General features: G+C 60.3%; 17 protein-coding genes. 6 read left to right on the forward strand and 11 right to left on the reverse strand.

Annotated features, from left to right (window positions below; genetic code table 11):
* Positions 1-3: 3 nt before the first annotated feature.
* Positions 4-2,007: a cytochrome o ubiquinol oxidase subunit I gene (cyoB, locus tag Q2T52_RS19060; RefSeq protein WP_302078418.1), complete on the reverse strand. Its 2,004-nt coding sequence runs from the start codon at positions 2,005-2,007 to the stop codon at positions 4-6.
* Between the two features lie 29 nt (positions 2,008-2,036).
* Complete coding sequence (cyoA, locus tag Q2T52_RS19065; RefSeq protein ID WP_302078419.1) at positions 2,037-3,191, reverse strand: ubiquinol oxidase subunit II; 1,155 nt, start codon at positions 3,189-3,191, stop codon at positions 2,037-2,039.
* Positions 3,192-3,531: 340 nt separating this feature from the next.
* On the opposite strand from cyoA, the gene Q2T52_RS19070 reads away from it, so the two are divergent.
* The 4 genes from Q2T52_RS19070 to malQ all read left to right on the forward strand — a co-directional run bounded on the left by Q2T52_RS19070 (position 3,532) and on the right by malQ (position 9,298).
* Positions 3,532-4,875, forward strand: coding sequence for an MFS transporter (locus Q2T52_RS19070; RefSeq protein ID WP_302078420.1), 1,344 nt, complete (start codon positions 3,532-3,534; stop codon positions 4,873-4,875).
* A 199-nt stretch (positions 4,876-5,074) separates the two neighbouring features.
* Complete coding sequence (locus Q2T52_RS19075) at positions 5,075-5,626, forward strand: PAS domain-containing protein (protein ID WP_302078421.1); 552 nt, start codon at positions 5,075-5,077, stop codon at positions 5,624-5,626.
* An 80-nt stretch (positions 5,627-5,706) separates the two neighbouring features.
* On the forward strand, positions 5,707-7,479 hold the full coding sequence (treZ, locus tag Q2T52_RS19080; RefSeq protein ID WP_302078422.1) for a malto-oligosyltrehalose trehalohydrolase: 1,773 nt from the start codon (positions 5,707-5,709) through the stop codon (positions 7,477-7,479).
* Positions 7,472-9,298, forward strand: coding sequence for a 4-alpha-glucanotransferase (gene malQ / locus Q2T52_RS19085; RefSeq protein ID WP_302078423.1), 1,827 nt, complete (start codon positions 7,472-7,474; stop codon positions 9,296-9,298). The genes treZ and malQ overlap by 8 nt, the downstream gene beginning before the upstream one ends.
* A 2-nt stretch (positions 9,299-9,300) precedes the next feature.
* Here the strand turns inward: malQ and cysG are convergent, their stop codons facing one another.
* The 9 genes from cysG to Q2T52_RS19130 all read right to left on the reverse strand — a co-directional run bounded on the left by cysG (position 9,301) and on the right by Q2T52_RS19130 (position 21,903).
* Positions 9,301-10,800, reverse strand: coding sequence for a siroheme synthase CysG (cysG, locus tag Q2T52_RS19090; RefSeq protein ID WP_302078424.1), 1,500 nt, complete (start codon positions 10,798-10,800; stop codon positions 9,301-9,303).
* Positions 10,772-13,423: a nitrate reductase gene (locus Q2T52_RS19095; protein ID WP_302078425.1), complete on the reverse strand. Its 2,652-nt coding sequence runs from the start codon at positions 13,421-13,423 to the stop codon at positions 10,772-10,774. The genes cysG and Q2T52_RS19095 overlap by 29 nt, the downstream gene beginning before the upstream one ends.
* A 247-nt stretch (positions 13,424-13,670) precedes the next feature.
* Positions 13,671-14,003 carry a nitrite reductase small subunit NirD gene (gene nirD, locus Q2T52_RS19100; protein ID WP_302078426.1) on the reverse strand — a complete coding sequence of 111 codons (333 nt, stop codon included), beginning with the start codon at positions 14,001-14,003 and terminating at the stop codon, positions 13,671-13,673.
* A gap of 120 nt (positions 14,004-14,123) precedes the next feature.
* Positions 14,124-16,574, reverse strand: a complete 2,451-nt coding sequence (gene nirB, locus Q2T52_RS19105; protein WP_302078427.1) for a nitrite reductase large subunit NirB — start codon at positions 16,572-16,574, stop codon at positions 14,124-14,126.
* A gap of 5 nt (positions 16,575-16,579) precedes the next feature.
* Positions 16,580-17,380 carry an ABC transporter ATP-binding protein gene (locus Q2T52_RS19110; protein ID WP_302078428.1) on the reverse strand — a complete coding sequence of 267 codons (801 nt, stop codon included), beginning with the start codon at positions 17,378-17,380 and terminating at the stop codon, positions 16,580-16,582.
* Positions 17,381-17,394: 14 nt separating this feature from the next.
* Positions 17,395-18,294: a nitrate ABC transporter permease gene (ntrB, locus tag Q2T52_RS19115; protein ID WP_302078429.1), complete on the reverse strand. Its 900-nt coding sequence runs from the start codon at positions 18,292-18,294 to the stop codon at positions 17,395-17,397.
* Between the two features lie 58 nt (positions 18,295-18,352).
* Positions 18,353-19,642, reverse strand: coding sequence for a CmpA/NrtA family ABC transporter substrate-binding protein (locus Q2T52_RS19120; RefSeq protein ID WP_302078430.1), 1,290 nt, complete (start codon positions 19,640-19,642; stop codon positions 18,353-18,355).
* A gap of 358 nt (positions 19,643-20,000) precedes the next feature.
* Positions 20,001-21,287, reverse strand: a complete 1,287-nt coding sequence (locus Q2T52_RS19125; RefSeq protein ID WP_436799558.1) for a CmpA/NrtA family ABC transporter substrate-binding protein — start codon at positions 21,285-21,287, stop codon at positions 20,001-20,003.
* A 28-nt stretch (positions 21,288-21,315) separates the two neighbouring features.
* Complete coding sequence (locus tag Q2T52_RS19130) at positions 21,316-21,903, reverse strand: ANTAR domain-containing response regulator (RefSeq protein WP_302078432.1); 588 nt, start codon at positions 21,901-21,903, stop codon at positions 21,316-21,318.
* Between the two features lie 186 nt (positions 21,904-22,089).
* On the opposite strand from Q2T52_RS19130, the gene Q2T52_RS19135 reads away from it, so the two are divergent.
* Positions 22,090-23,118, forward strand: a complete 1,029-nt coding sequence (locus Q2T52_RS19135) for a LacI family DNA-binding transcriptional regulator (RefSeq protein WP_302078569.1) — start codon at positions 22,090-22,092, stop codon at positions 23,116-23,118.
* A complete protein-coding gene (locus Q2T52_RS19140) occupies positions 23,115-23,444 on the forward strand; it encodes a hypothetical protein (RefSeq protein ID WP_302078433.1) in 330 nt (109 codons plus the stop codon). Before Q2T52_RS19135 ends, Q2T52_RS19140 begins: the two co-directional genes overlap by 4 nt.
* The last annotated feature ends 1 nt before the right edge of the window (position 23,445 follow it).

Below are 23,445 nucleotides of genomic sequence, written 5' to 3' on the forward strand. Positions count from 1 at the left end.
TGCTTAGGCCTGTTCCGCGAGCTGTTTCGTCCGGGCATTTTCCGTCGTGGTGACGGTTTCAACCGGAATGTAGAAGTCACGCTTGTAGTTGAAGGTATGCGCGATCGCCACGACGATGATGCCGAGGAAGGACAGCGCAGCCAGCCACCACATGTACCAGATCAGACCGAAGGCCAGTGCCACGCTGAGGCCCGACAGGATGACGCCCGTGCCGGTGTTTTTCGGCATGTGGATCGGCTTGAAGCCTTCCAAGGGACGGACGTAACCGCGACGCTTCATGTCGTACCATGAATCGTGATCATGCACGACCGGCGTGAAGGCGAAGTTGTAATCTGGCGGCGGGGAAGACGTCGACCATTCCAGCGTACGCGCATCCCATGGGTCGCCCGTGGTGTCACGCAACTGGTCGCGCTTCAGGAAGCTGACGATGAGCTGGATGACGAAGGAGGCAATGCCGAGCGCGATCAGGAAGGCACCAAAGGCGGCAATCACGAACCAGATCTGCAGGGATGCATCCTCGAAGTGGTTGACGCGGCGGGTCACGCCCATCAGGCCGAGCACGTAGAGCGGTGCGAAGGCGAACCAGAAGCCGATCTGCCAGAACCAGAAGGACATCTTGCCCCAGAACGGATCGAGCTTGTACCCGAATGCCTTCGGGAACCAGTAGTTCACGCCAGCCAGCAGGCCGAACACGACGCCGCCGATGATCACGTTATGGAAGTGCGCGATCAGGAACAGCGAGTTGTGCAGCACGAAGTCAGCCGGAGGAACGGCGAGCATCACGCCCGTCATGCCGCCGATGACGAAGGTCAGCATGAAGCCGATCGTCCAGAGCATGGGCGGCTCGTAGCGGATGCGGCCGCGATACATCGTGAACAGCCAGTTGAACATCTTCGCGCCCGTCGGGATCGAGATGATCATCGTGGTGATGCCGAAGAAGGCGTTGACGCTGGCACCAGAGCCCATGGTGAAGAAGTGATGCAGCCAGACCAGGTAGGACAGAATGGTGATGACGACGGTGGCGTAAACCATCGAGGCATAGCCAAACAGACGCTTGCCGGTGAAGCTGGCGACCACTTCAGAGAAGATGCCGAAGGCCGGCAGGATCAGGATGTAGACTTCCGGGTGACCCCAGATCCAGATGAGGTTGACGTACATCATCGGGTTGCCGCCGAGGTCGTTGGTGAAGAAGTGCGTGCCAACGTAGCGGTCAAGGGTCAGGAGAACGAGGGTTGCCGTCAGGATCGGGAAGGTGGCCACGATCAGGACGTTGGTGCAGAGCGAGGTCCAGGTGAAGACAGGCATCTTCATCATGGTCATGCCGGGAGCGCGCATCTTCACGATGGTCGCGATCAGGTTGATACCTGAAAGCGTCGTTCCGACACCGGCCACCTGCAGGCCCCAGATGTAATAGTCTACACCAACCCCCGGCGAATAATCCGCACCCGAGAGCGGCGGATAGGCCAGCCAGCCGGTACGCGCGAATTCACCGATGAACAGCGACATCATGATGATCACGGCGCCGGCCGTCGTCATCCAGAACGAGAAGTTGTTCAGGAAGGGGAAGGAAACGTCGCGTGCGCCGATCTGCAGCGGCACGACATAGTTCATGATACCCGTCACGAAGGGCATGGCCATGAAGAAGATCATGATCACGCCGTGGGCCGTGAACACCTGGTCATAGTGGTGTGGCGGCAGGTAGCCTTCGTTGGCACCGAATGCGATCGCCTGCTGCGTACGCATCATGACCGCGTCCGCGAAGCCGCGCATCAGCATGACCAGAGCGAGAACGACATACATGATGCCGATCTTCTTGTGGTCGACGCTGGTGAACCACTCCTTCCAGAGATAGCCCCAGAGGCGGAAGTAGGTCAGTGCGCCTACGACGGCGATGCCGCCCAGCGCCACTGCGATGAAGGTGACGACGAGGATCGGTTCGTGGAAAGGGAGGGCGTTCCACGACAACCGCCCGAATATGAAATCCGTCAGGTTGTTACTAGAGGACATGGCAGTTTCCATTGTGTCTCTCGCCGGGTTCACGGCTTGGTGTTTGTATTGAGCTGCTCCGGAGCCGGAGTAGCGCCATGCGACGCGTGGTCACCGTGGCCGGAATGGCCATTGTTGTTGCCGGATGCCGGCTCGTTGACCCCTTGCGGGTCCTGGCTGCTGTGCGAAGGCTGGCCGGAGGCCGGATGCGTTGCGCCGGGCGCCATTTCCGTCGAAAAGCGGGCGTCGTATTCAAGGCGCTTGCGATTTTCTTCGCTTTCCTTGCCGCCGCCGCCCATCATGTCGACATGCATCATGTCCTTCATGCACATCTGGCCCGGCTTTGCGCACAGGTTGACGATGGCATCGAACAGGCCGGTTTCCGCAGTTGCGTAATACATGACCGGGTTGCGAGTGCTCGGCCGTTCAAGCTTCAGATACGCATCGCGATTGAGAGCGGATCCCTGGTTCTTCACACGTGCGACCCATTGTCCGAACCCGTCTTCCGACAGGCCGTGGAACTTGAAGCGCATGCCCGAGAAGCCTTCACCGCTGTAGTTCGCGGAAAAGCCTTCGTATTCGCCTTCCTTGTTGATGACGGCGTGCAGCTTGGTCTGCATGCCCGGCATCGCATAGATCTGGCCGGCAAGGGCGGGGATATAGAAGGAGTTCATCACCGACGAGGCAGTGATCTTGAATTCGATCGGGCGATCGATCGGTGCCGCCATCTCGTTGACGGTGGCGATCCCCTGCTCCGGATAGATGAACAGCCATTTCCAATCGAGTGCGACCACTTCGACGGTCAGCGGCTTCACTTCGCCCGAAACTGGGCGGGTCGCGTCGATGCGATCCAGCGGGCGATAGGGGTCAAGCTTGTGGGTGCTGATCCAGGTGACGGCACCCAGTGCAATGATGATGGCCAGCGGCGCGGACCAAATCACCACTTCGAGGCGCGTGGAGTGGTGCCATTCGGGATCGTATTTCGCATTCACGTTCGAACGTCTGTAATGCCAGGCGAAATAAACTGTGAGACACATAACCGGAATGATGATCAGCAGCATCAGAACCGTCGAAACGACGATCAAGTCACGCTGCTGAGCTGCGATGTCGCCAGACGGCGACATCACGACGAGATTACAGCCAGCCAGAGCTAGCGGGAGAGTGAGGGCACAAAGGCCGCGAACGAGCTTTAACAACCGTGGCATCTTTCAACGTTCGAAATTTGCGTTTTGTCTACCTGCGACTAAAGCACTGGAGCAAGGCTCCCTATGAGGTCTTTCGTCGCAGTGCAAAACATTTTCGTGCGGCGCAACAGGAACCCACAGGCCGCTCCACCCGTTTCTAGTTACGCGGGTTGAACAATCGGATAACAGGACTGTTCAGCGGGTCCTTCGCGATGTGGGGCGGATATTCCATATAGACAGGTCTCTCAACGCATTTTTCGTGAAATTTGGAGCGCTCAACGAAATTTGCTTGATTAGAACGAGATATGGATCATGCTGTTCTTCCAAGGAGGCAAGTCAACGCAAAGGAGGAATTGCATTGATGAGTATAGCCAGTAATCCGACATCTGCGGCATTCGAGCGGGACGCGCGGCAGATGCACGATGACAAGCCGCTATCGCCCGGCAGTATCGCGATCGGCGTCATTATCGGCCGCATGTCCGAATTTTTCGATTTCTTTGTTTACGGCATCGCTTCGGTTCTTGTCTTCCCAAGGCTGATTTTCTCATTTGCCGGCGATCCCGTCACTGCGACACTTATGTCCTTTGCCGTGTTCTCGCTCGCTTTCATTGCCCGCCCCGTGGGTTCGCTGTTCTTTATGTGGATCGACCGTCGACATGGCCGCGGAACCAAGCTGACGATGGCGCTTTTCCTTCTCGGCGGATCCACAGCTGCAATGGCCTTTTTGCAAGGGTACGACTCACTCGGCGTTTGGGCTGTGCTGCTTCTTGCCATCTTCCGTCTTGGCCAGGGATTTGCGCTGGGCGGTGCCTGGGATGGCATGGCATCTCTTCTGGCCATGAGCGCGCCGCAAAAGCATCGTGGATGGTATGCAATGATCCCGCAGCTTGGCGCGCCTTTCGGCTTTGCTCTGGCGAGCGCCCTGTTCGGATATTTCTACTCTAACCTCAACAGTGCCGACTTTCTGTCTTGGGGATGGCGCTTCCCGTTTTTCGTAGCGTTCGCCATTAACGTTGTAGCTCTCTTTGCCCGCCTCCGCATTGTGGCAAGCCCGGAATTCGGCAAGCAATTTGAAAACAGCGAGCTGCGTCCTCGACCTGTATCGGAAACCATTGCCGTGCACGGCCGTGATATCTTGCTTGGCGCCTTCGTGCCCTTGGCGAGCTTTGCCATGTTTCACCTTGTCACGATTTTCCCGCTCAGCTGGGTGACGCTGACGGGAGGGCAGTCTGCGGGAGATTTCCTCTTCGTGCAGATCTTTGGGGCGGCTGTCGGTCTTGGTGCAGTGATCCTTTCCGGTCTCCTCGCGGATTTGATCGGTCGCCGCAGCCAGTTGATGGTGGGCGCCATCATTATCGCCATCTTCAGCTTCACTGCTCCCTTCCTGCTGAACGCTGGCAGCAAGGGTCAGGATGCGTTCATCATCATTGGTTTCGGCATCCTTGGCCTATCTTTCGGTCAGGCATCGGGCGCGGTTTCGGCCCGTTTCGGCCAGGCCTATCGCTACACCGGTTCGGCCCTGACTTCCGACCTTGCGTGGCTGGTGGGTGCAGGTTTCGCCCCGCTCGTGGCGCTAGGCCTTGCAACGAAGTTCGGGATCATCTTCATCGGCGGTTACCTTATTTCTGGTGCCATCTGTACGCTGCTTGCCATCAAGTTGAGCCGCGTTCTGGATACGGTGGAGCATCAGGCTCCGTCCAAATAAAAGGTGAACTCAAGGCTTCTCGAAATGCCCACAGCGATGCGGGCATTTTACCGTCACACGGTTGAGACGCCTTAAAATGTTATTCAGAAATCAATAACATTTGTTGTGTGCATAGGTTTAAATCGTTTGATATACGTCTTGGACGATCAGGTCGTCGCCGATATTATCGTATGCGAGTTTTCTTTTATCGAGGGAATGGATGGCATCGTTTGATCCTCCGTCAGTCCGTAGTCTTTCATTTACACCAGAGCAAGTGGGCGTTTTTTGCTGGGATCTCAGAAAAGATCTTGTGCAAGCTGATGCCCCTATCGCTGAATTGTTTGGTGTAGAACCGGAAGAGCTTTCGCGCGGCCTGCCCATTGCTGCAATGCTTCTGAGAATACATGAAGAGGACCGCCCGGATGTCGCGCGGTCTATGCATGAAACCATTACATCGGGGCAACAATATTGCACGGAGCACCGCGTCATTCGACCGGATGGCAGTGTTCGACACATTCTATCCATTGGACATTGTTTTCGCGACGAGAATGATCTTCCGTCCGTCCTGACAGGCGTCATATTCGCTGATCTCGGCGAAATGAATGAAGGTCGTGAGGAGATCGAAAGCACTTGGCGGATCGCCAGCTATCGCACAGCCCATGCGCTTGCGCGCAACGCCAATCATGCACGTGTTGAGATGGCTCTTGAAGAAGCCCTGCTGGAGATGGGCGAAGAGGTTGCCACCAGTAGCCAAGCGCGCGTTCTTTGCTGATCAGTTATAGTCGATCAGCGGAAACCTTTGCCCTCCGCTGACGTTAAGGTGCCACTCCATTCATCAGGAAGGGCACTGACTTGACTGAGCTTCTCTTCGGCCCGGTTCTTTCTCCATCTGAGGTTCTGTTCCGGTTTTGGGCGCCGTTGCATGACCGCATCCAGCTGAAAATCGAAGGCCGTGAGGTGGCGGACATGGAGCCGCGGGATCACGGTTGGCATGAGCTGACGGTCGAAGGTGTGGGTGCATCCGCGCGCTACAGCTTTATCCTGCCGGACGGGCTGGCCGTGCCAGACCCGGCCTCGCGATATCAGCCGCATGATGTGCATGGCCCAAGTGAAGTGGTGGATCTCACATCCTACTCTTGGAAACAGACCGAGTGGAAAGGGCGTCCGGTCGAAGAACTGGTGCTTTACGAATTGCATATCGGTGCCTTCACGCCGGAGGGTACCTTCCTCGCGGCGATCGACAAGCTCGATCATCTCAAAGAACTCGGCGTAACGGCGATCCAGATCATGCCGGTAGCCGATTTTCCCGGCGCCTATGGTTGGGGCTATGATGGTGTTTTGCCCTATGCGCCCGACAGCAGCTATGGCCGCCCGGAAGACCTGATGGCGCTGATCGATGCCGCGCATGAACGGGGCATCTGCGTGTTCCTGGATGTGGTCTACAATCACTTCGGCCCGGATGGGAACTACCTGCCAGTCTATGCGCCCCTGTTCACCGATCGCCACAAGACGCCTTGGGGCAACGGCATCAATTACGATGGCGACAGCTCTGTCCCGATCCGCGAATTCGTTATCCACAATGCGATCTATTGGGTCACTCAGTTCCGGGTGGATGGGCTGCGGCTGGATGCCGTCCATGCCATCCGCGACGATAGCTGGGAGCATCTGCTCGACGAGTTGGCGCGCCGTGTTCGCGAAGCTGCCGGTGACCGCCATGTGCATCTGGTGGTGGAGAACGAGGACAACAACAGCGACCTGCTGCGCCGCGATCCCTCGGGCAAACCGTTGCTGTACACGGCGCAGTGGAATGACGACATTCACCATGTACTGCACCGCGCCGCGACCGGCGAAGACTTCGGCTACTACGCCGATTACCAAGGCGGCGCGGAGGTCATCGGCAAGGCACTTGCTGAGGGGTTCATCTTCCAGGGCGAGATGATGCCCTATCGCGGCGAGACCCGCGGCAAGCCAACCCTCGATCTGCCGCCGACCGCCTTCATTTCCTTTATCCAGAACCATGACCAGATCGGCAACCGCGCGCTGGGTGATCGCATGGTCACCGCGCAGCCGGCGGAACGTCTGCGCGCCATTGCGGCCGTCTATCTCTTGGCACCGCAACTGCCCATGTTGTTCATGGGGGAAGAATGGGGGGCCCCCGAACCTTTTCCTTATTTCTGCGACTTCGATGAAGAGCTGAACGAGAAGGTACGCAAGGGCCGCCGGGAGGAACTCTCGCGCTTGCCAGGGTTTGATGCAGACGACCTGCAGGACCCGACCGCGCGCGAAACCTTTGAAAGTGCCAAGCTGGACTGGGCGGCGACGCGGGAGACGTCTGGCGAAAACTGGCTCTCCTTCTATCGAGACCTTCTGAGGGTTCGGCGGGAGAGCGTTGTGCCGCTCCTGAAAAATGCGAGAGGTCCCGGCTGTTGGGCGACCTCTGGCGAGGCCCTTGTCGTGGAGTGGCAGCTCGGCTCAAAGGTGCTGCAACTTCTCGCCAATCTGTCCGGTGAAGAGGCAGCGTTGCCGCAGGCAGCGGAGGCTCCCGAAGAGCTTCTGCATCTTGGCTCTATCGAGGCCGGTGCTGCTGGTCCCTGGTCGGTGAAGTGGAGCCTGCGCAATGCCTGATCACGCTTTGAAGACAGATCTGGATGCGCTGGCGCGTGACCATGGCATAGCGCCCTACCGTCCCACGCCCGAGGGCAAGGTGATCCGTGTTTCCTCCGAAACCAAGCGCAAGTTGTTGCGGGCGTTGGATGTAGAGGTACCAGAGAGCTCTGAAGCGAAGATGCCCGTCTGCTTCGTGCCTTCCTTTCTGGAGGACAGCAAAGTCTGGGGCATTTCGCTGGAACCATATGAGCTGCGGTCTGCCCGCAACTGGGGCATCGGCGATTTCGAGGATCTGGCGCAGCTTTGCGAATTGGCGGGTTCGGCCGGTGCCGACTTTGTGGGGCTGACTCCGCTGCATGCGCCGTTTCTGGCGGATCCCAACCGGTGCAGCCCCTATGAGCCATCCGGTAAGCAATGGCTCAATCCGCTCTATATCGCGGTCGATCTGCTGCCGGGCGTGGCATTGACCCAGTCTGAAGAAACAGAAATCAATCGGCTTCGCTCGACGGAGTTGGTGGACTACGTCGGTGTCGCGAAGCTGAAGCTCGCCGTCCTGCGCCGGGTCTGGCGCGAGAGGCAGAAGGCTGGCGGCATCCTGATGGCGGAAGATCAGGCTGCATTTTCCGCCTTCTGCGACGAACGGGGTAGCGGCCTAAGGCGCCATGCGCTGTTCGAAGTGATCTCTGCCGAGATGGTGGAACGTGGCCTTGGCGCCGGATGGCGTTCGTGGCCGGAGGAGCTGCAGGACCCGACCGGTGAGGCGGTGCAACACTTCGCCCAGTCGAGACTGGACGAGATCGAATTTCACATGTGGCTGCAGTTTCTGGCGCATCGTCAGTTGCAGGAGGTGGGGGAGCGAGCGCGACGGAGCGGCATGCGCATCGGGCTCTATCTCGATCTCGCCGTCGGCGAGGCGCTCGATGGTTCCGCCACCTGGAGCCGGCGTGACGTCTATGTGCGCGACGCCAGCATCGGCATTCCGCCGGAGCCCTGGGCGCTGGAGGGGCAGGACTGGCGGCTCGCGGCCTTCCTTCCGGCCAAGATCGCCGATGGGGAAGATGCTCCCTATTGCCGGATCGTAGATGCTGCGATGCGCTATGCGGGCGCGATCCGCATCGATCATGCGGCAGCTCTCAGGCGGCTGTTCATCGTTCCCTCGGATGGCACGCCGGCGGAAGGCGCGTATGTGAATTACCCGCAAAGCGCGATGTTCGACGTTCTGGCGGACGCCTCTCACGCCCACGAATGCCTCGTGATTGGCGAGGATCTCGGCATTTTGCCCGAGGGGCTGCAGGGCGATCTCGCGGCGGCGCACATCCTTTCCTACAAGATCCTGTCCTATGAGCGCGATGCGACAGGCTTCAAGCCTGTGGAGGATTATCCGGCGCTGGCCTTGGCCTGCATCTCCACGCAGGACCACCAGACCATCGGCGGATGGTGGCTCGGAAAGGATGTCGAGATGCGGCGCAAGCATGGGCTGATCGATGACGCCACCGCTGACGCTCAGCTTGCCGAGCGCGTGAAGGAACGCGGTTATCTGGCAAAGGCGTTCGAGGTGGAAGGGCTAACCGTCCCGACCGAGGCAGAGGAGCTATCCGACGAGGATGTGGAGCAGCTGACGCTCAATGCCTATCGATTTGTGGCGCGCACGCCCTCCATGCTGCTCGCCATCCGCCTTGCCGATCTCACGAGGGAAAAAGAGCCGACCAATGTGCCCGGTACCAGCGAAAGCTACCCGAACTGGAAGCCGAAGCTGTCGGTCAGTTTGGAGCAGTTTTCCGATCTGCCCCTGTTCAGGACGATCGTCGCGGCCATGCATGAGGAACGGCCGCGGTAGAATTATCCGATTGCGGCCTGCTGGCTTTCGGCGGGCCGCTGCTGATCCGCGTCTTTCAGCGCCTTGACGAAGGCGTCGCCGATACCGATCAGCACGGGGTTCTCGTAACCGATCTCGGCCATGGCGGCCGGCATATCGACCAGGCGGCCGACCCAGCGGCGTTCGTCTTCACGGGCAATGGCACTGAAGATCACGGCGGGCGTTTGCGCGCTCATGCCATTGCCGGTGAGCTTTTCCGTGATCGCAGCCGCCGTGCGGCCGCCCATGTAGAAGACTGTGGTGACGCTGGCATCCGCCAGCTTCGACCAGTCGAGATCAGACGGCAGTTCGCCCTTGCGTGAATGGCCCGTGACGAAGCGCACCGATTGCGCGTGGTCACGGTGGGTCAGCGAAACGCCGAGACGTGCGGCCATGGCGGTCGCGGCGGTGACGCCGGGCACGATCTCCACCGGAATACCCTCGCGTTCCAGGCTTTCGATTTCCTCGCCCGCGCGGCCAAAGATCATGGGGTCGCCGGATTTCAGCCGCACGACGCGCTTGCCCGCCTTGGCAAGCGAGATCATCGTTGCGTTGATATCTTCCTGCTTGCAGCTTTCGCGACCGCCGCGCTTGCCGACCAGCATGCGCTTGGCTTCGCGCCGCGCCAGCTCCAGAACATCGCCAGAAACCAGATCGTCGAAAAGGATCACGTCGGCAGCCTGAAGGGCGCGCACGGCCTTCAGTGTCAGCAGTTCCGCATCGCCGGGGCCTGCGCCAACGAGGGTAACGCGACCGACCATGGGCGCCGTCTCCGGCTGCATGATGTGCTCGGCATCGGCAATCAGCTGTTCGGCGACACCCTCCGCCGGGACTTCCCGGAAGACGCGGTCGACGAATCGCTCCCAGAAGGTGCGGCGCTCCGTGCCGGGCTTCAGGCGCTCATTCACCGCCTCGCGAATGGATTGCGCAATACCCGCCCAAGCTTTCAGCGCCGGGGGCAGCAGGGTTTCGATGCGGCGGCGGATCGCCTGCGCAAGAATGGGGGCTGCGCCATCGGTGGAAATGGCAATGACAACCGGCGAGCGATTGACGATCGAGCCGAACTGGAACTGGCAGAAGGCAGGCTTGTCGATGACATTGACCGGAACGCCCGCAGCTTTCGCCGCGCAATAGAAGGCTTTGGCTTCCTCATTGGTTTCGCAATCGAGAAGCGCCAGCGCTGCATTTTCGAAGATGTCGATGGACCACGGGCGGTCGTGGTGGATGAGGGGCGAATTCTCATCAGAGTGCTGGGCAATCAGATTGCGCATCACATCGCCCAGTTCGTCTTTCGGGCAATAAAGGCGCACGGTGGCGCCGCAGGCGATCAGAAGCTCGGCCTTCCAGGCGGCGCCATCGGATCCGCCCGCCAGCACGACCTGCTTGCCTTCAAGGCCGAAGAAGACGGGCAGCTTTGCCAAAGGCTCCATGCGGGCAGGCGTCGAACGACGCTCGTCATTCCGCAGCGGCTGCAAGGCTTCCATGCATGATCTCCTTGATCTCGGCGCGGCACGAGCCGCAATTGGTTCCCGCTTTCGTTTCCCGGCCGATCGCCTCGACATTGTCGCAGCCTTGCCGGATGGCGGCAACGATTTGATGAACGCCGACGCTCATGCAGGAGCAGACAATTTGTCCCTTGTCCACTTTTCCCGCATCGGGGCGTCCAGCCAGGATCTGGAAACGTTCGCGCATTCCGGCCACGGCCGAGGAAAGCTGCGAAACCAGGAAGTCTCGTGCCACCGGAACGGGCTCTTTCGCAAGGAATAATCCTGCCAAAAGACGCGTTTCCTTGAAAAAAGCCAATCGTCGTGTGCCGGAAGGACCATCTTCATAGGCGATCGCTTCGGCGTCTTCGGGCAAACCAAGGGTTTTGGCGGCCCATGCGGTCCAATCCGCCGGGGCTGACGCAAAGGCCAGTTCCATTCGCCATCCGCCGTCGGCCTTGGCGAGAGCCCAATAATCGGCCTCGATGGCTTGCGGCTTTTCCACGCTGACAGCGAAGCCATAGACTTCTGCCTCATAGGGCGCTGCCGTCACGCGCGCCATCTTGGAAGCAGGCTGGCCGGAAAAGGGATCGGTGACCGCCTTGATGACGGAGCCGACGCGGGCATTCGACGCAAACTGGTCATTCCAGTGGATCGGGGCAAAGAGATTACCCTGCGCCTGACGGGGGGTGACGAGTGCGCGCAGAAGCACGCGGCCATGCGGGCTTGCCACCTCGACCAGTTCGGCGGCGCGGATGCCGAGACGGTCTGCATCGGCGGGGTGAATTTCCACGAAGGGTTCGGCCAGATGGGTGGAAAGGCGTGCGCTCTTTCCCGTCCGGGTCATGGTGTGCCAGTGGTCGCGCACCCGACCTGTGTTGAGGATAAACGTATTCGTCGGCGCTGCCTGGACCGCTGCCTCCACTGCGATGAAGCGCGCCTTGCCATCCGCATGGTAAAAGCGGCCATCGGCAAAGAAGCGTGTTTCAACCTGCTGCTGACCGACGCGTTGCGGCCATTGGACGGGCTTCAGGTCGTCGTAGGCGTCGGGCTCAATGTCAGCGAAAGCGCCGATATCGAAATCGCGGCTGCCATTGTTTTCAAAGGCGGAAAGGGCGGCGTGTTCGGCAAAGACTTCGGCGGCATTCCTCCAGCCGAACGCCTTTCCAAAGCCCATGCGGCGACCCATTTCCGCCATCTGCCACCAATCGGTTTTCGCGTCGCCGGGTGCCGAAAGAAATGCGCGCTGACGGGACATGCGGCGTTCGGAATTGGTGACGGTGCCGTCCTTCTCGCCCCAGCCGAGCGAGGGCAAAAGCACATGGGCGAAGGCTGTGGTGTCGGTTTTTTCCAGGATGTCGGAGACGACGACAAAGGGGCAGGCGGCAAGGGCTGCGCGCACCAGATCTGCTTCCGGCAGCGAGACGACCGGGTTCGTCGCCATGATCCAAATCGCCTTGATGCGCCCATCGGCCACGGCGCGGAATATGTCGACTGCCTTCAGGCCGGGTTTGTCCGCGATTATCGGCGAGTTCCAGAAGCGCTGGACGCGGTCGCGATCCCCGGCACTTTCGAGCGCCATATGGGCCGCCAGCATATTGGCAAGGCCACCGACTTCGCGCCCGCCCATGGCATTCGGCTGGCCGGTCAGCGAAAAAGGCCCCATGCCCGGGCGGCCGATGCGGCCTGTCGCCAGATGGCAGTTGATGATGGCATTGACCTTGTCGGTGCCGCTCTCAGACTGGTTGACGCCCTGGCTGTAGCAGGTGACGACCTTTTCCGTTGCCTCGAACAGACGGAAGAATTCGCGGATCTGCATAGCCGGTAGGCCGGTTGCCTCGATCAGATCGGCGTTGGTCAGGGAAGCTGTCTTCTCGAAGGCTTCGGCAAAGCCTGTCGTATGCGCACCGATATAGGCCTCATCGATCCGGCCCGCCTTTACCAGATGCGCGAGCAGACCCATGAACAAGGCGACATCGCCATCCGGCCGGATCGCCAGATGCAGATCGGCGATGTCGCAGGTCATGGTGCGGCGGGGGTCGATCACTACCACCTTCATAAGGGGGCGTGCCTGCTTGGCTGCCGCCAGCCGCTGGTAGATGACCGGATGGCACCAGGCGAGATTGGAGCCGGTGAGAACAACCAGATCCGCCAGTTCGATATCCTCATAGGTTCCGGGGACGGTATCGGAGCCGAAGGCGCGGCGATGGCCCGCCACCGAAGAGGACATGCAGAGCCGCGAATTGGTATCGATATTGGCCGATCCGATGAAGCCTTTCATCAGTTTGTTGGCGACGTAATAATCCTCTGTAAGGATCTGGCCGGAGACGTAGAAGGCGACCGAATCCGGTCCGTGTTCGGCAATTGTCCGCGAAAACCTCTCTGCCACCAGATCGAGCGCCGTGTCCCACTCAACCGCTTCTCCCCCGATCTTCGGCGTCAGAAGACGTCCGTCGAGATCAATGGTTTCCGCCAGCGCCGAGCCCTTCGAACAGAGCCTGCCGAAATTGGCGGGATGATCCGGGTCGCCCTTGACGCTGACCTGGCCGTCATCTTCGCGGCGGGCGATGACACCGCAGCCGACGCCGCAATAGGGACAGGTGGTGCGGGTTTCAGTGGGCATGGGCTGCACCTTCAAAGTTTACCGCTCTTTCACCCCCCTCTGTCCTGCCGGACATCTCCCCCTCAAGGGGGGAGATCGGCATATCGGCCCTCGCTCGATCCAAAATCGTTCGTACCCAAGCCCAAAAAGTGAGACCAAAGTACCTCAGGGTGAATGTGGGGCAGTTGGCTTGCCGCGAATCGATCTCCCCCCTTGAGGGGGAGATGCCCGGCAGGGCAGAGGGGGGTAAACCTGCTGTCATCACCGTCTACTCCGCCGCCACCATCATGGGGTGATCCAGCAAAATCGAGAGCGTGCCGTTGTCGTTGCGGAGTTCGAAGGTTCGCACTTCGCCTTCATCCGCGCCTTGGGCCATGCCGCTTTCCAGCGAGATGACCCAGTTGTGCAGCGGGCAGGTGACGGACTTGCCATGCACGATGCCTTCCGACAGGGGGCCTGCCTTGTGCGGGCAACGGTTTTCGATGGCGAAGACTTCGTTCTCGCTGGTGCGGAACACGGCGATGTTCATGCCCGGCGTCTTCACACAACGGGCACCGCGCAGCGGGATGTCGTCGATATGGCCGATGGCTTTCCAGTTCATGGGATAATCCTTCCGGTTGAAGACCCCTCCCCCTGCTGGTAGGGAGAGGGCTAGGGGAGGGCAGCATTGGCCCCCCTCATCCGCCCTTCGGGCACCTTCTCCCCAAGGGAGAAGGGAGCTTTATTCTGCAGCTTCGCCGTAACCGACGCTCGCCATGGGCTTGAACTCGTGCTTGTCCTTGCCGGAGACGCGCTCCGACCAAGGATCGACCTGCGCGAATTTCTGGCTGAAGACGAAGCGGTCGTAATAGGCCTTGCGACGCTCCGTATTTTCCAGGATCTGCTTGCGGATCTCGTCATGGCCCACGCGTTTCGCCCATTTGTAGATGCGCTCCAGATAGCGGGCCTGCTCGCGGTACATCTGGGTGAGTGCCACGATCACCTCCAGCGCCTCATCCTCGGTCTTCACCAGACCCAGAACATCGGTGCCCTTGATGTCGAGACCGGCGGCACCGGCAAAATGGATCTCGAAGCCGGAATCCACGCAGATCACGCCGATATCCTTGCAGGTCGCTTCCGCGCAATTGCGCGGACACCCGGAAACGGCGAGCTTCAACTTGGCAGGCGTCCAGGAACCCCACATGAATTTTTCGATGCGGATGCCGAGGCCTGTCGAATCTTGCGTACCGAAGCGGCACCAGTCGGAGCCGACGCAGGTCTTTACGGTGCGCAATCCCTTGGCATAGGCCTGGCCGGAGATGAAACCGGCCTCACCCAGATCGGCCCAGACGGCTGGCAGGTCTTCCTTCTCGACGCCCAGCAGGTCGATGCGCTGGCCGCCTGTGACCTTCACCATCGGGATCTGGAACTTGTCGACCACGTCGGCGATCGCCCGCAATTCCTTGGCGTTGGTCACGCCACCCCACATGCGCGGCACGACAGAATAGGTGCCGTCCTTCTGGATATTGGCATGGACACGCTCGTTGATGAAACGGGACTGGTAGTCGTCCGCATATTCATCCGGCCAGTCGCAGACGAGATAGTAATTCAGCGCCGGGCGACACTTGGCGCAGCCGCAGGATGTTTTCCATTCCAGTTCCTGCATCACGGCGGGGATGCTCTTCAGGCCCTTCGCCTTGATCAGACGGCGTACATCGTCGTGACCCAGTTCCGTGCAGGTGCACATGGGAGTGACGGCGGCAGGATTGTACTTGTCGCCGAGCGTCAGCGTCATCAGCTGCTCGACCAGGCCGGTGCAGGAGCCGCAGGAGGCGGACGCCTTGGTATGCGCGCGCACCTCGTCCAGCGAAGTCAGGCCCTTGGTCGTGATCGTCGAGGTGATCTTGCCCTTGCAGACGCCGTTGCAGCCGCAGATTTCCGCATCATCCGGCAAGGCTGCAACGGCCGCCATAGGGTCCAGCGGAGCCCCTCCCTGATAGGCCTGGCCGAAGATCAGCGTATCGCGCATCTCGGAGATGTCGGTCTGCTTCTTCTTCAGGTCATTGAACCAGGCGCCGTCGGCGGTTTCGCCGTACAAAACGGTGCCGATAATGCGGTTTTCCTTGATCACCAACCGCTTGTAGATGCCAGCTGTCGCATCGCGCAGCACGATTTCCTCGCGGTCAGGGCCTTCAGCAAAGTCACCCAAGGAGTAGAGGTCGATGCCGGTCACCTTGAGTTTGGTGGGCGTATCGGAATGCACGAAGGCAGGGCTCTTATCGCCCGCCAGATGCGAGGCGGCGATACGCGCCATTTCGTAGAGCGGGGCAACAAGCCCATAGACCTGACCGCCCACTTCCGCGCATTCGCCAAGAGCCATGATGTGACCGTCCGAGGTCGTCATGCCATCATCGACGACGATGCCGCGATTGACCGCGAGGCCCGCATCCTTCGCCAGCTGCACATTCGGACGGATGCCGACCGCCATGACGACGATGGAGGCCGGAATGATGCGGCCATCGTCGAGTTCAATGGCTTCGACTTTGCCATTGCCCAGGATCGCCTTGGTGTTGGCCTTGCAGATGACCTTGATGCCGCGATCTTCCAGCGCCTTCTGCAGCAGATAGCCGGCGGCGGGATCGAGTTGGCGCTCCATCAGGCTCGGCATCACATGCAGCACGGTCACATCCATGCCGCGAGCCTTGAGGCCGGCCGCTGCCTCAAGGCCCAGCAGCCCGCCGCCGATCACGATGGCTTCTCCTCCCATCTCGGCAGCGGCAAGCATGGCGCTGACATCATCCAGATCGCGATAGGCGACAACGCCCTTCAGGTCCTTGCCCGGCACCGGAATGATGAAGGGGTTGGATCCGGTGGCGATGATCAGCCGGTCGTAAGCGGCGACAACGCCCGTTTGCGAGGTCACGGTGCGCTTGGCGCGGTCGATGGCAACGATCCTGTCGCCACGATGCAGTGTTACGCCATGCGTCTCGTACCAGGCATCGCCGTGGATGATGATGTCTTCATAAGTCTTCTCGCCGGACAAAACGGGCGAGAGCATGATGCGGTCATAGTTCACGCGGGGTTCCGCGTTGAAGATGGTGACCTCGTAAGCACCCGGCGCCTGCTCGAACAGATGCTCCAGCATGCGGCCCGGCGCCATGCCATTGCCGATGATGACAAGTTTCTGGGTCATCTCTGTTACTCCGCCGCTTCCACGAAGCGGTGACGCTCGTAGAGGAATTTCAGGACAGCCTCGCGGCACTTGAGATAGGTGCGGTCGGAGGCCAGTTCGATGCGGTTGCGGGGGCGTGCAATCGGCACCTCAAGGACTTCGCCGATGCGGGCGGAGGGGCCGTTCGTCATCATCACGATACGGTCGGAAAGCAGTACCGCCTCGTCCACGTCATGGGTGATCATGATCATGGTGTTGCCGAGCCGGGCATGGATTTCCATGACGGCATCCTGCAGATGGGCGCGGGTGAGGGCATCGAGTGCGCCGAAGGGCTCGTCCAGCAGCAGGATCTTGGGCTCCATGGACAGCGCACGGGCAATGCCCACGCGCTGCTTCATGCCGCCTGAGATTTCGGACGGGCGCTTGTCGCGGGCATGGCCCATCTGCACCAGGTCGAGATTGTGCATGACCCAGTCATGCCGTTCCGCCTTGCTCTTGATGCCGCGGAACACCTTGGAGACGGCGAGATCGACATTCTCGTAGACGGTGAGCCAAGGCAGGAGCGAATGGTTCTGGAAGACGACGGCGCGATCCGGACCAGGCTGGTCCACCGGCTTGCCTTCCAGAAACACCACGCCTTCGCTCGCCTGTGTAAGCCCTGCGATGATGTTGAGGAGGGTGGATTTGCCGCAGCCGGAATGGCCGATGATGGAGATGTATTCTCCCTTTTCGACGCCGAGCGAGACCTGTTTCAGGACTTCCGTGCGGATGCCGTTGCGTTCAAAGCTCTTGTCGATGAATTCGAGCGAAAGATAGGGCTGAGCCATGGTCGGGGTCCTCCTCAGGCGTTGGCGGTGCCGCGGGTGACGAGGCGCCCGACGAAAGCAATGAGACGATCGAGAAAGAAGCCGACAACGCCCACATAGATCAGCGCAACGATGATGTCGCTGATCAGGGAGGAGTTCCAGGCATCCCAGATGAAGAAGCCGATGCCGACGCCACCGATCAGCATTTCGGCGGCAACGATGGCAAGCCAGGAAAGGCCGATGCCGATACGAAGGCCGGTGAAGATGTAAGGGGCGGCTGCCGGCAGCATGATCTTGCCGAAGTACTCAAAACCGTTGAGCCGCAGCACCTTGGCGACGTTCTGGTAATCCTGCGGTATGTTGCGGATGCCAACGGCGGTGTTGATGATGATCGGCCAGATGGCAGTGATGAAGATGACGAAGATGGCGGACGGGCTGCCATCGCGGAAGGCGGCCAGCGATAGCGGCAGCCAGGCAAGCGGCGGCACCGTGCGCAGCACCTGGAAGATGGGATCGAGACCGCGCATCGCCCATACGCTCTGGCCGACCAGCGCGCCAAGCGCGACACCCACCACGACCGCAATGGCATAGCCGATGGCAACGCGCTGCAGGCTTGCCAGGATGTGCCAGAACATGCCCTGATCGACGCCTTGTCCCACATGGAAGGGATGAGCGATCAATTCCCAGCTCTCATGCAGCACCCGGCCCGGCGATGGCAGGCTTGATGTAGGCGAGGAACAGAGAAGTTGCCAGACGAGCAGGATGACAGCCAGCATGATGACCGGCGGCAGGATCTGCAAGGCAGCGCGACGCACGGCCTTCATGAACTTTGCCCTATAGGGTGCCGAAGAGGCGGGTGGAACGAAAGCCACCACGCTTGCTTTCTTCGCCGCTGGCTTCTTGTCTTCCTTGATGTTCAACTGGGTGACGGACATGCCGGTCTCCTTTTGCGTCTTGAGGCCCGGGCAGCAGTTCAGGCTGCCCGGAGGCTGGTCATGCCATGCGGGTGATGGTGAGGCTTTTCAGGTAGGCCGCCGGATTTTCGGGGTCGAAGACCTTGCCGTCGAAGAAGGTTTCCTTGCCGCGCGAGGTGGAGGTCGGGATGTCCGATACCCCCAGCGTCTTGGCGGCATCGCGCCAGAGATCCTCACGGTTGACCTTGGAAACGAGCGCCTTGATATCGAGATCAGGCGCGAACTTGCCCCAGCGGATGTCTTCCGCCAGGAACCAGGCATCGTGGCTCTGGTAGGGGTAGGAGGCATGGTCGCGCCAGAACTTCATGAAGTGCGGGCTGTTCTCGACCAGCTTGCCATTGCCGTAGTTGTACTTGCCCTTGATGCGGTCGACGATGTCCTTGGATGGCACGTTGAACCAGCTGCGCTTGCCGACGATTTCGGCCAGTTCATCCTTGTTCTTCATGTCGTCGCACCACTGCGCCGCTTCCATCACGGCCATCAGCAGGGCCTTGGTGGCGCGGGGGTTCTTCTCCACCCAGTCGGCGCGCATGCCGAAGGATTTTTCCGGGTGCTTGTTCCAGATCTCGGCCGTGTTGACGGCGGTATAGCCGATGCCCTGATTGACCAGCTGCTCGTTCCACGGCTCGCCCACGCAGAAACAGTCCATGGTGCCGACCTTCATGTTGGCCACCATCTGCGGCGGCGGCACGACGATTGTTTCGACATCCTTGTCCGGGTCGATGCCGCCGGCGGCCAGCCAGTAACGGATCCAGAGATCGTGGGTGCCGCCGGGGAAGGTCATGGCCACCTTGGCGGGTGCGCCTGCCGCCTTCTTCTTGGCAAAAGCTTCCTTCAGCACGCCGGAGTCGAGACCGACCTTCAAGTCGGCATAGGCGGAACCGACGGAGATAGCCTGCGCATCCAGGTTGAGGCGGGCGAGGATGACCATCGGCAGCGGCTGGTTGTTTTGCGTCACCTTGCCGGTCGAGATGAGGTAGGGCATCGGCGTGAGGATATGCGCGCCGTCGATGCCGTTGCCGGCAGAGCCGAGCACGAGGTTGTCGCGCGTCGTGCCCCACGAGGCCTGTTTGACCACCTCGACATCCGGCATGCCATACTTGGCAAACAGGCCCTTTTCCTTGGCGACGATCAGCGGTGCGCTGTCGGTCAGCGCGATGAAGCCGAGAACCGCTTTCGTGGTTTCCGGTCCTGCGCTCTGCGCAAATGCGCCAGAGGGGAATGCCGTCTTGACCGCACCCAGAAGGGCGGCCGTTCCTGTCGTCTTCAGCAGGCTTCGGCGGGTGATGCTCGTGTCCGTCTTCGTCATGCGGATGTTCCCCTTTTTGTGTCGGTCGGTTCGCTTGGGAGAAATTTGGGCACAAAAAAACGCCGCTCGGAGTTCGCGCCTGCAGGACATCCGATTTCGGAATCCGGGCAGCAAAAACCTTGCGACGTCGTTGTCGGTCAGATCGCCTTCTTGGCGGTCATCATATGCCGATCGCCGTTGATCAGCATGTATTTATGGAAGCAAGCTGCGTGCCAGTTTCGATATTCACGCGCTAGGCTATTGATACATAAAAGTATTTTGCCTGGGTATATAGGTCTGCTTATCTTTTGCAGCCTGTCCTGGCTGCTCAAGATTTGTGCTGCAGCGCAAAATTCGTGTCCTTCCGTTGAGCAGTCGCTCACGTGTCTGTATCTGCTGAGGAAGCCCGTTGGGCCAAATGGCTGCGCACCGGGAAGGCGTTGGCATAATCTTCAATGGCGGCCGGATTGAAGATGAAGCCGTCCATGAAGGCGTCGGTTTCGAGGGAGCCTTCGACGCGGAAGTCGTCCTGTCCAACGCTATCGGGCAAGCCTATCGCGTTGCGGTAAAGGTCCGGACGGTAGGCGGCTGCTGCGGAAGCTTGCCCCTTGTCGCTGAAGCCCGTCTGGCCCCAGCGGATCATCTGGGCATAGATCCAGAGCGCCTGGCTGGGCCTTGGATAGTTGGCCATGTCACCATGAAAGGTGAAATAGCGGTCGATCACGCGGCGATGGCCTTGGGCATCGAGACTGAATTCGCCTGCAAGCACATGCCTGATGATATCGACGGGTGCGCCGATGAAGCGATCCGTGGCGAGGACTTCTGCCAGGCCGTCATGATTGGCGGGATCGTCACACCAGCGGGCGGCCGCATCCAGCGCGACGATCAGGCGTGAGACGGTTTCCGGATGTGCCTCGGCCCATTCCGGCCGCATGCCAATGACCTTTTCCGGCGCCGACGGCCAGATGTCCTGCTTGGCGGCGACGATGCGCCCAACGCCGCGTTCGGACGCCACCATGTTCCAGGGCGCGCCCACGCAGAAGCCGTCGATGGCACCGGCGGCGAGCGCATCTGATGTCAGCGGCGGCGGCACCACGACCATCTTCACGTCCCTGTCCGGGTCTATACCGCCGGCGGCCAGCCAGTAGCGGAATTCGTAGTTGTGGGAGGAGAAGGGATAGGTCATGCCGAATGTCGGCGGCATTTCGCCAGCGTCTCGCATTTCGGCAAGAACGGCCGCCAGCGCCTTGGCATTGTCCAGCGCACTCGCCTGATCCGAAAGGGACGCGACCTCTTGCATGCGCCCGAACAGCCGAGTCGAGAGCGTGATCGCGTTGCCGCCCTTTCCCAGCGAAAAGGGGGTAATGGTGGGGGAGGGGTTGGAGCCGAGGCCGAGCATGGAGGCAACCGGCATGGGGGAGAGCATGTGGGCAATATCAAACTGGCGGAAGGCCAGCCGATCCCGGACATTCGCCCAGGAGACATCCTTGACCAGTTCCAGCGTGAGGCCTTCCTTGCGGGCAAAGCCGAATTCTGCCGCTGCGATGAGAACGGAGGCGTCGACCAGCGGAATGAAGCCGGCGCGCAGCACGCGACTGCCTTCCTGCGTCACAAGGGCAGGGGCACCGAGGCTTCCGTTTCTCTGGGTGATCGACATCATCCCCACTCCACTCTGTTCTTGCCGGGTTGCGCCATCACATCAGCAACCCCGCCGCCGTCACCACGCTCTGGGCGATCTCCGACATCTTCTTCTTCTCGTTCATGGCCGTCTGGCGCAGCAGTGCGAAGGCATCTTCTTCCGATAGGCCGCGCATCTTCATCAAAATACCCTTGGCGCGCTCGATGACCTTGCGCTCTTCCAAAGCCGAGCGTGCATCCGCCAGTTCCCGTTGCAGGCGGCTGAAGGCGTTGAAGCGCGAGACGGCCATGTCGAGGATCGGCTTGACGCGCTCTTTCTTCAGTCCATCGACGATGTAGGCAGAAACGCCTGCCTCGACCGCCGCCTCGATCGAGGCGGTGTCGGAGCGGTCCACGAACATGGCGATCGGACGGCTAACCGTGCGGGTCAGCTGGAACAGGTGTTCCATCATGTCGCGGTTCGGATTTTCCAGATCTATGATGATGACATCGGGCTTCAGAGTCTCGATGATGCGCGCCACCCCATTGACCTCATGGATCACGGTCACGCGGTCATGGCCTGCCTCACGCAATCCTTCCTCGATGATCGAGGCGCGGATGGCGTTCTCATCAATGACAAGAATGGTGAGGTTCGGCTGCAGCATGTTCTATGTGATGACGCAGAAGCGGACGCAAGGCAAGGTCTTCAGCCTAATTTTCATGCATCCATATTTTACGCATAAATTATAATCATATTGCCTGTTTAGGCTGCATTGCGAGATGGATCGGTTCTCTGGACAAGGTCGAAAAACGCGGCTAGAACGCTTAAACGATTAATCATGTCCGCCACGATGAAAAGCCCCAAGCCCAAACTGGCCGTTATTGCCCAGACGCTCGGCGTCTCGGTTGCGACCGTGTCCAATGCCCTTTCGGGCAAGGGGCGCGTGTCCCCTGAAGTTGCCGAGCAGATCCGTTCGACGGCGAGCGCCCTTGGCTATGTGCCGAGTGTTGCGGGACGAGCCTTGCGCACCGGGCGCAGCGGCGTTTTGGGGCTTGTTCTGCCTGATATTGCCAATCCGCTTTTCCCGCAGATCGCACAGGCAATGGAGCATGCTGCTGCCAGCGCCGGTTACGGCGTGCTGATCGGTGACTCGCGCGGTGACGTGGAAATGCAGACGCAGGCGATTGACCGACTGATCGAGCGGGGCGTGGAAGGCCTTATCGTCATCCCCCGCCGCGGCACGCGGATTCTGGACGTCGGTTGTCCGGTCGCGGTGGTCGATACCCCGTCGACACCCGGCAACACGGTCGCGTCCGATCATTGGGATGGCGGGCGACAGATGGGTAGCTATCTTTCGTCGCTTGGACATCGTCGCATCGTGATTGTCGGCGGCAGCCCGCTGTCGAACGTGCAGGCCGATCGCGTCGGTGGTTTGAAAGCTGGCTTCGGGGCTTCGGTGCAGGTGGATTTGCTCTGGATCGAAAAGCTGGAGGCGGAGAAGGGGCAGGGTTGCTCGCTTGGTCTTGCGGAACAGGTCGAGCAAGGTGTGACAGCCTTTGCGGCCTTGTCCGATCTGACAGCGCTTCGGGTGCTGACCGAGTTGCAGAGGCATGGCATCAACGTACCCGATCAGGCAAGCGTCACAGGCTTCGATGATCTGGTGTGGGCGTCGGTGGTTACGCCGGGCCTCACGACGATGCGTATGGATATGGCGCGCGTCGCCCATCTCGCGGTCGGCGCTCTGGTGGATGCCATTGCGACAGTTCCCCGCTTTCCGGGCGGGCAACTTGGAACCGTTGTGGCAGAACAGGAGCGCGTGCCGATGGAACTGGTTGTTCGCCAGTCTTCCGGCCAAGTGCAGCGAGGTGGTGGCGCATGATGTTGGCCATCATTGATTGCAGCGGAGCCTCACCTCTTCCGTCAAAAGAGCAGGTCTCATCACGCAAATGTTTGCAAGGCTTTGCAAGCTGCCGTATTTCTGCCGCTGTTGGCGCCTTTTTGGAAAGCCTCTTTCGCATTTCCAGTGCCCATGTCCGCCGGATGTTTCCCGCGGTTTTCCTTTCTATTCCGGAACAGTCCCACAAGCGGCGGGACTGTGCTGGCAGCCGCGTGCGGTTTTCCCCGGTTCAGGTCCTTTCGGGGGAGCCGTGCGCGGCGCATTCTTTATTTGAAGGCATTAACAACATGTCGAAAAGGGCGTTTTGAC

The organism is Rhizobium oryzicola, from assembly GCF_030504645.1.
Classification (GTDB): Bacteria; Pseudomonadota; Alphaproteobacteria; order Rhizobiales; family Rhizobiaceae; genus Neorhizobium; species Neorhizobium oryzicola.

What these genes read in the sequence shown, in the direction of transcription:
- Q2T52_RS19135 (WP_302078569.1), top strand. Translation starts at nt 22,090, where the DNA reads ATGAAAAGCCCCAAGCCCAAACTGGCCGTTATTGCCCAGACGCTCGGC.
- nirD (WP_302078426.1), bottom strand. Translation starts at nt 14,003, where the DNA reads ATGAACTGGAAAGCCATCGGCCATATCGACGACATCCCGCTGCGCGGT.
- cyoA (WP_302078419.1), bottom strand. Translation starts at nt 3,191, where the DNA reads ATGCCACGGTTGTTAAAGCTCGTTCGCGGCCTTTGTGCCCTCACTCTC.
- cysG (WP_302078424.1), bottom strand. Translation starts at nt 10,800, where the DNA reads ATGGAAGCCTTGCAGCCGCTGCGGAATGACGAGCGTCGTTCGACGCCT.
- nirB (WP_302078427.1), bottom strand. Translation starts at nt 16,574, where the DNA reads ATGACCCAGAAACTTGTCATCATCGGCAATGGCATGGCGCCGGGCCGC.
- Q2T52_RS19075 (WP_302078421.1), top strand. Translation starts at nt 5,075, where the DNA reads ATGGCATCGTTTGATCCTCCGTCAGTCCGTAGTCTTTCATTTACACCA.
- ntrB (WP_302078429.1), bottom strand. Translation starts at nt 18,294, where the DNA reads ATGTCCGTCACCCAGTTGAACATCAAGGAAGACAAGAAGCCAGCGGCG.
- malQ (WP_302078423.1), top strand. Translation starts at nt 7,472, where the DNA reads ATGCCTGATCACGCTTTGAAGACAGATCTGGATGCGCTGGCGCGTGAC.
- Q2T52_RS19110 (WP_302078428.1), bottom strand. Translation starts at nt 17,380, where the DNA reads ATGGCTCAGCCCTATCTTTCGCTCGAATTCATCGACAAGAGCTTTGAA.
- Q2T52_RS19120 (WP_302078430.1), bottom strand. Translation starts at nt 19,642, where the DNA reads ATGACGAAGACGGACACGAGCATCACCCGCCGAAGCCTGCTGAAGACG.
- cyoB (WP_302078418.1), bottom strand. Translation starts at nt 2,007, where the DNA reads ATGTCCTCTAGTAACAACCTGACGGATTTCATATTCGGGCGGTTGTCG.
- Q2T52_RS19070 (WP_302078420.1), top strand. Translation starts at nt 3,532, where the DNA reads ATGAGTATAGCCAGTAATCCGACATCTGCGGCATTCGAGCGGGACGCG.
- Q2T52_RS19140 (WP_302078433.1), top strand. Translation starts at nt 23,115, where the DNA reads ATGATGTTGGCCATCATTGATTGCAGCGGAGCCTCACCTCTTCCGTCA.
- Q2T52_RS19130 (WP_302078432.1), bottom strand. Translation starts at nt 21,903, where the DNA reads ATGCTGCAGCCGAACCTCACCATTCTTGTCATTGATGAGAACGCCATC.
- Q2T52_RS19095 (WP_302078425.1), bottom strand. Translation starts at nt 13,423, where the DNA reads ATGCCCACTGAAACCCGCACCACCTGTCCCTATTGCGGCGTCGGCTGC.